General features: G+C 68.0%; 12 protein-coding genes. 4 read left to right on the forward strand and 8 right to left on the reverse strand.

The window, feature by feature from the left end; translation table 11 throughout:
* Nucleotides 1-10 precede the first annotated feature (10 nt).
* From ACFPAH_RS12360 to ACFPAH_RS12375, 4 genes are all read left to right on the forward strand, one after another.
* On the forward strand, nt 11-955 hold the full coding sequence (locus tag ACFPAH_RS12360; protein WP_379745412.1) for an acetaldehyde dehydrogenase (acetylating): 945 nt from the start codon (nt 11-13) through the stop codon (nt 953-955).
* A gap of 14 nt (nt 956-969) precedes the next feature.
* On the forward strand, nt 970-2,007 hold the full coding sequence (gene dmpG / locus ACFPAH_RS12365; protein ID WP_379745415.1) for a 4-hydroxy-2-oxovalerate aldolase: 1,038 nt from the start codon (nt 970-972) through the stop codon (nt 2,005-2,007).
* Nucleotides 2,008-2,025: 18 nt separating this feature from the next.
* Nucleotides 2,026-2,895: an alpha/beta fold hydrolase gene (locus ACFPAH_RS12370; RefSeq protein WP_379745418.1), complete on the forward strand. Its 870-nt coding sequence runs from the start codon at nt 2,026-2,028 to the stop codon at nt 2,893-2,895.
* Between the two features lie 85 nt (nt 2,896-2,980).
* A complete protein-coding gene (locus ACFPAH_RS12375; protein WP_379745422.1) occupies nt 2,981-3,484 on the forward strand; it encodes an acyl-CoA thioesterase in 504 nt (167 codons plus the stop codon).
* On the opposite strand, the gene ACFPAH_RS12380 is transcribed toward ACFPAH_RS12375, so the two are convergent.
* The 8 genes from ACFPAH_RS12380 to ACFPAH_RS12415 all read right to left on the reverse strand — a co-directional run bounded on the left by ACFPAH_RS12380 (nt 3,469) and on the right by ACFPAH_RS12415 (nt 12,199).
* A complete protein-coding gene (locus ACFPAH_RS12380; protein WP_379745425.1) occupies nt 3,469-4,170 on the reverse strand; it encodes an ABC transporter ATP-binding protein in 702 nt (233 codons plus the stop codon). The two genes, ACFPAH_RS12375 and ACFPAH_RS12380, sit on opposite strands and share 16 nt — an antisense overlap.
* Before the next feature lie 29 nt (nt 4,171-4,199).
* On the reverse strand, nt 4,200-4,955 hold the full coding sequence (locus tag ACFPAH_RS12385; protein ID WP_379745428.1) for an ABC transporter ATP-binding protein: 756 nt from the start codon (nt 4,953-4,955) through the stop codon (nt 4,200-4,202).
* Nucleotides 4,952-5,974, reverse strand: a complete 1,023-nt coding sequence (locus tag ACFPAH_RS12390; protein ID WP_379745435.1) for a branched-chain amino acid ABC transporter permease — start codon at nt 5,972-5,974, stop codon at nt 4,952-4,954. The genes ACFPAH_RS12385 and ACFPAH_RS12390 overlap by 4 nt, the downstream gene beginning before the upstream one ends.
* Before the next feature lies 1 nt (nt 5,975).
* The gene (locus ACFPAH_RS12395) at nt 5,976-6,848 is read right to left on the reverse strand and encodes a branched-chain amino acid ABC transporter permease (protein WP_379745439.1); all 873 of its coding nucleotides are present in this window, start codon (nt 6,846-6,848) and stop codon (nt 5,976-5,978) included.
* A gap of 136 nt (nt 6,849-6,984) precedes the next feature.
* The gene (locus ACFPAH_RS12400; protein WP_379745442.1) at nt 6,985-8,160 is read right to left on the reverse strand and encodes an ABC transporter substrate-binding protein; all 1,176 of its coding nucleotides are present in this window, start codon (nt 8,158-8,160) and stop codon (nt 6,985-6,987) included.
* A 28-nt stretch (nt 8,161-8,188) separates the two neighbouring features.
* A complete protein-coding gene (locus ACFPAH_RS12405; protein ID WP_379745445.1) occupies nt 8,189-8,965 on the reverse strand; it encodes an alpha/beta fold hydrolase in 777 nt (258 codons plus the stop codon).
* Between the two features lie 7 nt (nt 8,966-8,972).
* Entirely contained in the window at nt 8,973-10,532 is a 1,560-nt protein-coding gene (locus ACFPAH_RS12410; RefSeq protein WP_379745448.1) for a benzoate-CoA ligase family protein, read from the reverse strand.
* Between the two features lie 92 nt (nt 10,533-10,624).
* A complete protein-coding gene (locus ACFPAH_RS12415; RefSeq protein ID WP_379745451.1) occupies nt 10,625-12,199 on the reverse strand; it encodes a 3,4-dehydroadipyl-CoA semialdehyde dehydrogenase in 1,575 nt (524 codons plus the stop codon).
* Nucleotides 12,200-12,202 lie beyond the last annotated feature (3 nt).

The following is a 12,202-nucleotide window of genomic DNA, read 5'->3' on the forward strand; positions in this document are numbered from 1 at the left end:
GAGTCACGTAATGAGCAAGAAACTCAAGGCCGCGATCATCGGATCGGGCAACATCGGCACGGATTTGATGATCAAGATCCTGCGCCACGGGAAGCACATCGAGATGGCGGTCATGGTCGGCATCGATCCGAAGTCCGACGGCCTGGCGCGCGCCGCGCGCATGGGCGTGGCGGTGACCCACGAGGGCGTGCGAGGACTGACGACGATGCCGGAGTTCGCCGACATCGATCTGGTGTTCGACGCCACTTCCGCCGCGGCCCACGTCAGCAACGACGCCTTCCTGCGCGGGCTCAAGCCCGGCATCCGCATGGTCGACCTGACCCCGGCCGCCATCGGCCCCTACTGCATTCCCGTGGTGAACGGCGACGCCCACCTGGACGCCCTCAACGTGAACATGGTCACCTGCGGCGGCCAGGCCACGATCCCGATGGTGGCGGCGGTCTCGCGCGTGGCCCCGGTCTGCTACGGCGAAATCGTGGCCTCGATTTCCAGCAAGTCGGCCGGCCCGGGCACCCGCGCCAACATCGACGAGTTCACGGAAACCACCTCCCAGGCGATCGAGCAGGTGGGCGGGGCGCGCAAGGGCAAGGCCATCATCGTGCTGAATCCGGCCGAGCCGCCGCTGATGATGCGCGACACGGTGTATTGCATGACGGCGCTGGACGCCGACCAGGAGGCGATCCGCCGCTCGGTCGCCGAGATGGCGGCCGCCGTGCAGGAATACGTGCCCGGCTACCGCCTCAAGCAGGAGGTGCAGTTCGACCGCTGCGAGGACGGCGTGAACCTGCCCGGCATCGGCAGGACGGCCGGCCTGAAAGTGTCCGTCTTCCTCGAAGTCGAAGGCGCGGCCCACTACCTGCCGGCCTATGCCGGCAACCTCGACATCATGACCAGCGCGGCGCTCAGGACGGCCGAACGCATGGCCGAGCGTCAACTTGCCGCAGTCGCGGCCTAAGCGAAGGAATGCACATGTTCGACAAGACCCGGAATATCTATGTCTCCGACGTCACCCTGCGTGACGGCATGCACGCCGTGCGCCACCAGTACAGCCTGGAGCAGGCCGTCCGGATCGCCAAGGCGCTGGACGAAGCGAAAGTGGACTCGATCGAAGTCGCCCACGGCGACGGCTTGCAGGGAGCCAGTTTCAATTACGGCTTCGGCGCCCACACCGACCTCGAATGGATCGAAGCGGTGGCCGCGAATATCCAGCACGCCAAGGTCGCGACCCTGCTGCTGCCCGGCATCGGGACCATCCACGACCTGAAGAACGCCTATGACGCCGGCGCGCGCATCGTGCGCGTGGCCACCCATTGCACCGAAGCGGACATCTCGCGCCAGCACATCGAGTACGCCCGCGAGCTGGGCATGGACACGGTGGGTTTTCTCATGATGAGCCACATGAGCACGCCCCAGCAACTGGCCCAGCAGGCCAAACTGATGGAAAGCTACGGCGCCACGACGGTCTATGTGGTCGACTCGGGCGGCGCGATGAACATGTACGACATCGCCGAGCGTTTCAAGGCCTTCAAGGAGGTCCTGAAGCCGGAAACCCAGCTCGGCATGCACGCCCACCACAACCTGTCGCTGGGCGTGGCCAACTCGATCGTGGCGCTCGAACACGGCTGCGACCGGATCGACGCCAGCCTCACCGGCATGGGCGCGGGCGCCGGCAATGCGCCGCTGGAGGTGTTCGTCGCGGCGGTCGACCGCATGGGCCTGAACCACGGCTGCGACGTGCGCAAGCTGATCGACGCCGCCGAAGACATCGTCCGGCCCATGCAGGAACGCCCGGTGCGGGTGGACCGCGAAACCCTGGCGCTCGGCTACGCGGGCGTCTACAGCAGTTTCCTGCGCCACTCGGAAGCGGCAGCCCAAAAGTACGGCTTGCCGGCCTTCGACATCCTCGTCGAACTGGGCAAGCGCCGCATGGTCGGCGGGCAGGAAGACATGATCGTCGACGTCGCGCTGGACATGCTCAAGCGCCGCGACGCATCCCACAACCATTGACATCACAGGAGACAAACGATGACGACCAAGGCATCCACGGTGGACGAAGCAGCGACGAGCAAATTCGTGCGCGTCAAACACGGCGAGCTGGACCTGAACATCCACTACAACGACGTCGGCAGCGGCATGGAGACGGTCGTGATGCTGCACGGTTCGGGTCCGGGCGCGACCGGCTGGGCCAACTTCCACCAGAACATCGAACCGCTGGTGGCGGCCGGCTACCGCGTGATCCTGATGGATTGCCCGGGCTGGGGCAAGAGCGACACGATCGTCAACACCGGTTCGCGCTCGGAGCTCAACGGCAGCATCCTGAAGGCGCTGATCGATGCGCTGGCGATCGAGCGGGTCCACATCGTCGGCAACTCGATGGGCGGGCACAGCGCGGTGGCCTTCGCGCTGGCCCACCCGCAATGCGTCGGCAAGCTGATCCTGATGGGCGGCGGCACGGGCGGGCCGAGCCTGTATGCGCCGATGCCCACCGAAGGCATCAAGCTGCTCAACGGCGTGTACCGCGAGCCGACCATCGAGAACCTGAAGCGCCTGATGAATGTCTTCGTGTACGACGCGAGCGCGATCACCGACGCGCTGATGGAGCAGCGCCTGGCCAATATCCTGGCGCGCCGCGACCACCTGGAGAGCTTCCTGAAGAGCGTCGCCGCGAACCCGAAACAGTTTACCGATTACGGTCCGCGCCTGGGCGAGATCCGCGCCCGGACCCTCGTGATCTGGGGCCGCGACGACCGTTTCGTCGCGATGGACACCGGCTTGAAGCTGATCGCGGGGATTCCCGATGCGCAGTTGCACGTCTTCAACCGTTGCGGCCATTGGGTCCAGTGGGAGCATGCCGATGCCTTCAACCGCATGGTGGTCGACTTCCTGACGCACTAGCAGGAACCGGCGATCTCCGTCCGGGCCTTGCCGGCACTGTTACTTCAGGCTTAAAGTACCTTACCCCACACTGCCTGGAGACGACATGCCTGCAAACCCATCCCCCGAGACTGCCGCGACGCACGATGCGGCGCCAGGCCAGCAGGTATTCGCGCGCGCGGTGCCGGTGCGCTTCGGCGACTGCGACCCGGCCGGCATCGTGTTCTACCCGCGCTACTTCGAGATGTTCAACAACCTGGTCGAAGACTGGTGCGCGGCCGGGCTGGGGACAGGTTTTCGCGAACTGATCCTCGAGCGCGGACTGGGGCTGCCGACCGTGAGCGTGCAGACCGATTTCGTCGCGCCCAGCACGCTCGGCGAGGAGCTGCGCGCCGAACTGTCGGTGGCGAAAATCGGCCGCTCGTCGATCACGGTGGCGATCCGGCTGCTCGGCCCAGGCGGCGCCGAGCGCGTGCGCGCGACCCTGGTGCTGGTGCTGATGGACCGGAAACAGGGGGGCGCCATGCCGATCCCGGATGCCATGCGCGCGCGCCTCGCCCGCTTCGGACCCGCGGGAGCGGCCGGGCAGGGACCTCAGACCCCGAGGTAGCGCGCCAGGGTCTCCGGTTCGGCCAGCAGCCCGGCCGAGCTGCCCTGGGCCACGACCACTCCCTTTTCCAGCACGATCGCCGAATCGGTATGCGACAGCACCGCGTGATAGTTGCGGTCGACGATCAGGGTACTGATGCCGGTCTTGCCGATCTGCTCGATGACGCGCCAGATCTCGGCCACGATCAGCGGCGCCAGGCCTTCGGTGGCTTCGTCGAGGATCATCAGCTCGGGATTGGTCATCAGGGCGCGCCCGATGGCCAGCATCTGCTGTTCGCCGCCCGAGAGCTGGTGCCCGCCGTGGCCGATGCGCTCGGCCAGGCGCGGGAAGGTGTCCAGCACCCGCTCGTAGGTCCAGTCCTGGCGCCCGCCGGGACCGCGGCGCGCGCTCATCACCAGGTTCTCGCGCACCGTCAGGTTGGGGAAGATGCCGCGTCCTTCCGGCACGTAGCCGATGCCCAGGCGCGCCATGCGCTCGGGCGCGCTGCCGGTGACCTCGCGGCCCTGCCAGGCGATGCGGCCCGAGGCCGCGGGCACATAGCCCATCAGCGAGCGGATCAGGGTGGTCTTGCCCATGCCGTTGCGCCCGAGCAGGCCGACGGCGCTGCCGGCCGGTATGCCCAGGTCGACCCCTTGCAGGATGTGGCTGTCGCCGTAATAGGTGTTGAGTGAAGTAATCTGGAGCAAAGCAGGCCTCGCGTTATCGTTTCAGACGTTCAAGCGTGCGTCTCGCCCAGGTAGGCGCGCTGCACCTCGGGGCTGGAACGCACCTCCTGCGGGTTGCCGCTGGCGATCACGGCGCCGTTGACCATCACCGTGATGCGGTCGGCCACGCGGAACACCGCGTCCATGTCGTGCTCGACCAGCAGGATCGCGTGGTCGCGGCGCAGGCGTTCGAGCATCGAGAGCATGCGTTCGCTTTCCTCCAGGCCCATACCGGCCAGCGGCTCGTCGAGCAGCAGCACCTGGGGCGCGGTCGCCAGGCACATGGCGATCTCCAGCTGGCGCTTCTTGCCGTGGCTCATGCTGCCGGCGGTGTGGCCGAGCGCGTCGCCCAGGCCCGAGGCATCGAGGGCGGAGAGGGCGGCATCGGTACTGGCGCGGCAGCCGGCGGCGCTTTGCCACAGGGTCCAGGGTTTCTGGTGCGCGGCCTGTGCCGCCAGCCGGCAGTTCTCGAACACCGACAGGGTGGGGAAAATCGTCGTGCGCTGGTAGCTGCGGCCGATGCCGGCGCGCGCGCGCAGCGGCTGGGCCAGCGTCGTGATCGGCTTGCCGGCAAGGCGGATCTCGCCGCTCGACGCCGGGATTTCGCCCGAGAGCAGGTTGATCAGGGTCGACTTGCCGGCGCCGTTGGTGCCGATCACGGCGTGGATCTGGCCGCGGTGCAGGTCGAGCGACACCGCATCGACCGCCACCAGGCCGCCGAAGCGCCGCGTCAGGGAGGCGGCCTGCAAGAGAGGAACGGTGCTCATGGGCGGGCTCCCGGCAAGGTAAAGCGCCGGCCCAGGCCGATCAGGCCCTTGGGCAGCAGCGCGACGAACGCAATCATGGTCAGGCCCAGCGTGAGCTGCCAGCGCTGGGCGATGTCCGGGCCGAGCAGCGCCTCGGACGAATAGAATTCCTTGAGCAGGACAAAGGCGGCGGCGCCGATCACCGCGCCGCGCAGGGAGCCGAGGCCGCCCAGGATGATCATCATCAGCACGGCGCCCGATTCGTGCCAGGACAGCAGTTCCGGGTTCACGACGCCGTTCTTCGAGACGTACAGGAAGCCGGCCATGCCGGCCAGCGCGCCGGCCAGCACGAAGGCGGCCAGCTTGTAGCGGTAGGTCTGGAAGCCGGCGGCGCGCATGCGCTGTTCGTTGATGCGGATGCCGGTCAGCGCATGGCCGAAGCGCGAGCGCAGCAGCAGCGCCAGGAAGGCGTAGCACAGCACCAAGAGGCCGAGCGCGACGAAGTACAGCTGGCGCGGCTGCTCGAAGTCGACCAGCACCGTGCCGCCGGCGCTCAGGACCGGGCGCAGCATCAGGTACATGCCGTCGCTGCCGCCGCCGATCGGGGTGTCGTGGAAGACGAAATACGCCATCTGGGCAAACGCCAGCGTCACCATGATGAAATACACTTCGCGGGTGCGCAGGCTGAGCGCGCCCACCAGCAGCGCATAGCCGGCCGCGGCCAGCATCGAATAGGCCAGCAGCAGCAAGGGCGAGCCGGCCTCGTACTGGGGCGCGGCCAGGGCCGTGACATAGGCGCCGATGCCGAAGAAGGCCGCGTGACCGAGGCTGACCAGGCCGGTGGTCCCGACCAGCAGCTCCAGGCTGAGGGCGAAGATCGCGTAGATCATGATCTTCATGACCAGTTCCTGGTAATAGGTCTCGAGCACCAGGGGCGCGAAGGCCAGCGCGACGGCGACCGCAAGCGGCACCAGCCAGCCTGCCTGGCGGCGCGTGCCCGGCACGGCGGCGCGGGTGAGGGGGGCGGTGGAGGAGTGCATCTCAGAATCCCTTATTTCTCAAGCCCTGCGGACGCCAGATCAGGATGACCGCCATCAACACGTAGACGCCGATGCCCGACAGCTGGGCGAAAAAGACCTTGCCGAAGGTATCGACGAAGCCGACCAGCAAGGCCGCGATCAGGGCACCGGAGATCGAGCCGATGCCGCCGATGACGACCACCACGAAACACATGATCAGGACGCTGCCGCCCATGCCCGGGTAGACCGAGGCGGCCGGGGCGGCGATCATGCCGGCCAGCGCGGCCAGCGCAACGCCGCCGGCGAACACGGCGCGGTACAGCAGGCGGATGTTGATGCCCAGGCCGCGCGTCATGTCGCGGTTGCTGGCGCCGGCGCGGATCATCATGCCCAGGCGGGTGCGGTTGACGACCCAGTACAGGGCGCCGGCGACCACCAGGCAGGCGGCCGAGGCAAACAGGTTATAGACCGGATAGGTCATCACGCCGCCCAGCGACACGCCGCCGGACAGCCACTGCGGGGCCTGCACCCCGTGCACCTCGTTGCCGACCAAAATGCTGCGCAGCTCCTCGAACACCAGGATCAGCGCATAGGTCATCAGGACCTGCTGCAGGTGGTCGCGCTGGTACAGGAAGCTGAAGAAGACCCATTCGAGCAGGAAGCCGAAGATGGCCGAGAGCAGCATGCCGGCGAGGAGCATGACGATGAAATGGTCGCCGAACAGCGGCGCCAGCAGATAGGCCATGTAGGCGCCGATCATGTAGAAGCTGCCATGGGCGAGGTTGATCACGCCCATGATGCCGAAGATCAGGGTCAGGCCGCTGGCGACCAGGAACAGCAGCAGTCCGTACTGGATGCTGTTCAGGCACTGGACCAGGAAAGTCGAAATATCCATCGGAGTCTTCTTGCATCGAGGGTGAAGATCGTCTGCCGCCGCCGGCAGGGGCCGGCGGCGGCAGACGGCGTGCTGCGAACGACGAACCGCCTGCTACGACGCGGCCGTCGAGGCGCGTGCCTTGCTGCGCGCCCGCTCAGAACGGACGGCAGCCGCGCGCCGGATCGGCCAGCCCCTTGATGGCGACGCCCTTGACCACGTTATCCATGCCGACGACCTGGCGCAGGTAGATGTCCTGCACCGGGTTGTTCGCGCTTGATAAGGTGAACTTGCCGCGCGGGCTGTCGATGGTGGCCGTGTGCATGGCCTTGAGCATCGCCGGGCGCTTGCCGGCGAAGTCGCCGCCCACGCTCTTGAGACCCGTGGCCAGCAGCTGGGCCGCGTCGTAGCCCTGCACCGCGTAGACGTCGGCGTCGGTGTTGTAGGTCTTGGTGAAGGCGGCGCGGAAGGCGTTGTCGCGCGGCGTGTTGAGCTTGTCGGCATAGTGCAGGGTCGTCAGCAGGCCCTGGGCCGCGGCGCCTTGCGCCTCGAGCGTGCCGTCGGTCAGGAAGCCGGCGCCGTACAGCGGGATGGTCTTGTTCAGGCCGGCCGCGACATAGTCCTTGACGAACTTGACCGCGCCGCCGCCTGCGAAGAAGACGTACACGGCGTCCGGCTTCTGGGAAGCGATCTGGGTCAGCAGCGCCTGGAATTCGACGTTCGGGAAGGGCAGGGTCAGGTTGCCGGCCACCTTGCCGCCGCCCTTCTCGAACGCTTCGGTGAAGCCCTTGACCGATTCCTGGCCGGCCGCATAGTTCCAGGTGACGGTCATCGCCTTCTTGTGGCCGCGTTCGGCCATGACCTTGCCCATCGCGAAGGCCGGCTGCCAGTTCGAGAACGAGGTGCGGAAGATGTTCGGGCCGCACATCGGGCCGGTGATCATGTCGGCGCCCGCGTTCGGCACGATCAGCAGCGTATTGCTTTCCTTGGCCGCCTTGGCCATGGTCTGGGCCACGCCCGAGTGCACGGTGCCGACCAGCACGTCCACCTTGTCGCGCTTGATCAGCTTGTTGACGTTGTCGGCGGCCTTGGCCGGGTCCGATTCGTCGTCGACCTTGAAGTACTGGACTTCACGGCCGCCGAGCTTGCCGCCCTGTTCGGCAACGTGCAGCTTGAAGCCGTTCTCGATCATGGTACCGAGGTTGGCATAGGTGCCGGTCGCGGGCAGCATGAAGCCGACCTTGATCGGGGCATTGCCCTGGGCGCAGGCAAAGCCTGCGGCGAGCAGGGCCACCGCGGCGGCGGTCGTGCGCAAAGTGGTTGGAAGGTGCATGGCGTCGTCTCCTGATGTTTTAAATTGATCAGTTCGGGCTGATCATGAATCGGGTGGCCTCGTCTATCAGCCTCCCGGCTTGGTCACGATGGGGCGAGTGACCGCATTCGGGCAGCACGAGCAGGCGCGTCTGCGGCGCCAGTCTCGCAATGCCGTGAATCTGCTCCAATGTACCGTATTCGTCGTCCGTTCCCTGAATTGCGAGCAGCGGGACCGTAATTGCCGGCAGGTGCTCGCGGATGTCCCAGGCGCGGAAGGCCGGGTCCAGCCAGATGTCGTTCCAGCCCCAGAAGGCCGAGTCGATGTCGTCGTGGTAGCGCGCCAGGCGCTCGCGCAGCCCGCCTTCGAGGTAGGCCGTGCGCGCCTTGGCGATCGAGTCGACCGACAGGTCTTCGACCATGATGTGGGGCGCGGCGACGACCAGGCCGCTGACCGGGAAGCGCGCCGCGTGCAGCAGGGCGATCGAGCCGCCGTCGCTATGGCCGAACAGCCAGGGGCGCTCGATGCCCAGTTCGGCCAGCAGGGCCGGCAAGACCTCCCAGGCCTGGCGGTGCATGAAATCGACCGGCCAGCGCTCCTCGTGCGGGCGCGGCGTCGAGCGGCCGTAGCCGTTGCGCGAATACACCAGGCCGCGAAAACCCCCGGCGCGGCAGAAGCGTTCCGGAAAATCCTTCCATAGCGCGACCGAGCCCAGGCCCTCGTGCAGGAAGACCACGGTCGGCCGCGGCGAGTCGGGCACGCCGACCCACTGGTATTCGAGCCGCAGTGGCCTGCCGGCCAGGTCAAGGTGGGCAAATCCGGACATGGCGGGTTCAGGCCGCATCGCGCAGGCGGTAGCGCTGGATCTTGCCGGTCGCCGTCTTCGGCAGGTCGGCCACGAACACCATCTCGCGCGGATACTTGTGCGGCGCCAGGCGCTCCTTCACAAAGGCCTTGAGCTCCTCGGCGAGCCCATGCTCGGGCTGGCGGCCCTGGCGCAGCACGATGTAGGCGGCGGTCTTGGTGAGCCCGGTGTCGTCGCGCTTGCCGACCACCGCGCATTCGAGCACGGCCGGGTGGGCGCTGAGCGCGGCCTCGACCTCGATCGGCGAGACGTACTGGCCGCTGACCTTGAGCATGTCGTCGCTGCGCCCGGCATAGGTCAGGTAGCCGCCGTCATCCATGCTGTACTTGTCGCCGCTTTTCAGCCATTCGCCCTGGAAGGTGGAGCGGGTCTTTTCGCGGTTGGTCCAGTACAGGAGCGCGGCGCTCGGGCCGCGCACGTACAGGTCGCCGATCTGTCCCGGCGCCACCGGGCGGTTGTCCTCGTCGCGCAGTTCGATCTCGTAGCCGGGCACGGGCAGCCCGGAGCTGCCGTAGTGGACGTCGCCCTCCCGGTTCGAGACGAAGATGTGCAGCATTTCGGTCGAGCCCAGGCCGTCGAGGATATCGCAGCCGAAGTGGCGGCGGAAGGCTTCGCCGACCTCGCGCGGCAGCGCTTCGCCGGCCGAGGCGCACACGCGCAGGGCCACCTGCTCGCGCGGCGGCAGGTCGGGCGAGGCCAGCATCGCCACGTACAGGGTCGGCACGCCGGCAAACACGGTCGGGCGGTGCCGGGTCAGGCGCGCGAACACGGCCGCCGGCGTCGGGCGCTCGGCCATCAGGACCACGGTCGCGCCCACGCTGAGCGGGAAGGTCAGGCCATTGCCGAGCCCATAGGCAAAGAACAGCTTGGCGGCGGAAAAGACGATGTCGTCTTCGCGGATGCCGAGGATAGGCTTGGCATACAGTTCGGCGGTCCAGAACAGGTTGGCATGCGAGTGGACCGCGCCTTTCGGGCGGCCGGTCGAGCCGGACGAATACAGCCAGAAGGCGAAGTCGTCGGCGCTGGTGTCGGCGTGCGCGTCGGGCGCCAGCGGGGCGGCGGCCAGCATGGCGTCGATGTGCGGCAGCGAGGCGTCGTCGGCGGCGCCGCAGGCGATCAGCTCGGGCTGGTTGCGGCTGCTTGCCAGCGCTTCCCGCACGCAGGGCAGCAGCGGGGCGCTGGCAAACACCGCTTTCGCCCGGCTATGGTCGATCATGTAGGCATAGTCGGCGGCGTGCAGCAGGGTGTTGACCGGCACCGGCACGACGCCGGCGAACATCGCGCCCAGCAGCGCCACCGGCAGGTCGACCGTGTCCTGCATGACCAGCAGCACGCGCTGCTCGGGCTGGATGCCGCGCGCCAGCAGGCTGGCCGCGAAGCTGCGCACGCGGCGGTCGAGTTCCGCATAGGTGATGCTGGTGTGGTCGTCGATGTAGGCGACCTTCGCGGCACGCTGCGCGTTCAGGGCAAGGATGTGCTGCGCGAAATTGAACTGCTGCGGCAGGGTGAGGCTGTCGTGGTTCATCATGGTCTCCTTCAGCGGGATCGCGCGCGGCGCGTCCCGTGTCTTATATAGCGCTTCAGCCCGGAAGCTGCATGCCGGCGCCCGCCGGTCCAACACTAGTCCTGGGTGAGCTGCACCCCGTCCTGCGCCATCCGTGCCAGCACCGAAGGCGGCCCCTGCACGGCGCTGCGGCGGTGATAGAAGGCCAGGCCGCGCAGGCCGCCCAGTTCCTCGCCGCCGCCGGCGCGTCCCGGGCCGCCGTGGATCGATGCCGGCATCACGTTGCCGTGCCCGGTCTGCGCCTTGGCCACCTCGGGCGTGACGAGGTGCACGCGGCCGTGCGAGCCGGCCAGCAACGGGCTGGCCGCGGCCAGCCAGTCCTCGTCCGCGCCGAACACCGAGCACACCAGCGAACCCTGGCCGCGGTGGGTGAGCGCGACCGCGTGAGCGGCGTCGCGGTAGCCGAGCAGGGTCGAGACCGGGCCGAACACTTCATGTTCGTGGACCAGGCGGGCCCGGTCGCCGTCGCGCAGGCCGAGCAGCGTCGGCGCGGCGCAGGCCGCCACGCCGGGATCGGCGTCGACCAGGGTTTGGGCGCGGCCGTCGTGCAGCAGCTGCGCCTCGCCGGCCAGCATGGCGATGCCCTCCTGCACGCTGTCGAATTGCTCGCGGCTGACCAGGGAACCCATGCGCACGTCCGGATTGCGCGGATTGCCGACACTGAGCTGCGCCAGCCTGGCGCCGACCGCCTGGGCGACCGCATCGAACTGGGCCTCGGGCACCAGCGCGCGCCGGATCGCCGTGCAGCGCTGGCCGCTCTTGGTGCTCATTTCGCGCACCAGTTCCTTGACGTACAGTTCGAAAGCCGGCGTGCCGGGCAGGGCGTCCGGGGCCAGGATCGCCGCGTTCAGGCTGTCGGCTTCGATGTTCAGGCGCACCGAATGGCGCACCACCCCGTCATGGGTGCGAATCTTGGCGGCGGTCGCGGCCGAACCGGTGAACGAGAGCACATCGAAGGGCGTGAGGGCGTCGAGCAGGCCGTTTGCGGAACCGCACACCACCGACAGGGCGCCCGGCGGCAGCACGCCGGCCTCGACGACGTCGGCCACCATGCGCTGGGTGAGCCAGGCCGTGACGGTGGCCGGCTTGACCACCACCGGCACGCCGGAAAGCAGGGCGGGCGCCGCCTTCTCCCACAGGCCCCAGGCCGGGAAATTAAAGGCGTTGATGAACAGGGCCAGGCCGCGCACCGGCGCGAAGATGTGCTGCGACTGGTAGGCGCCGTCGCGCGCCAGGGCGGCCGCGGGCCCGTCGAGCAGCAGGCGGGCGTCCCCCAGTTTCGCGCCCAGCTTGGCGTAATAGTTGAGGGTGAAGGTGGCGCCTTCGATGTCGACGCCTGAATCGGCCTGGGTGGTGCCGGAGTTGGCCTGGGCGATCGCATAGTATTCGTCGCGATTGGCCTGCAGGACCTTGACCACCTCGGCCAGCAGGGCGCCGCGCTGGCCATAGCTCAGCGCCTGCAGCGCGCTGCGTCCATGCTCGCGCGCAAAGGCAAAGCCTTGTTCGAGTCCCTCGGCGGCGCCCCCGGTGGCGGCCAGCGCTTCGCCCGTGACCGGGTCGTACAGGGTGTGTTGCGGCGCGCCGGCGCCCTGGCGTACGCCGCCCAGGTAATTGTGCAGGAAAGTCGTCATGTG

Origin of the sequence: Massilia sp. GCM10023247 (genome assembly GCF_042653325.1) — a bacterium.
In the GTDB taxonomy this organism is placed as follows: domain Bacteria; phylum Pseudomonadota; class Gammaproteobacteria; order Burkholderiales; family Burkholderiaceae_D; genus Telluria.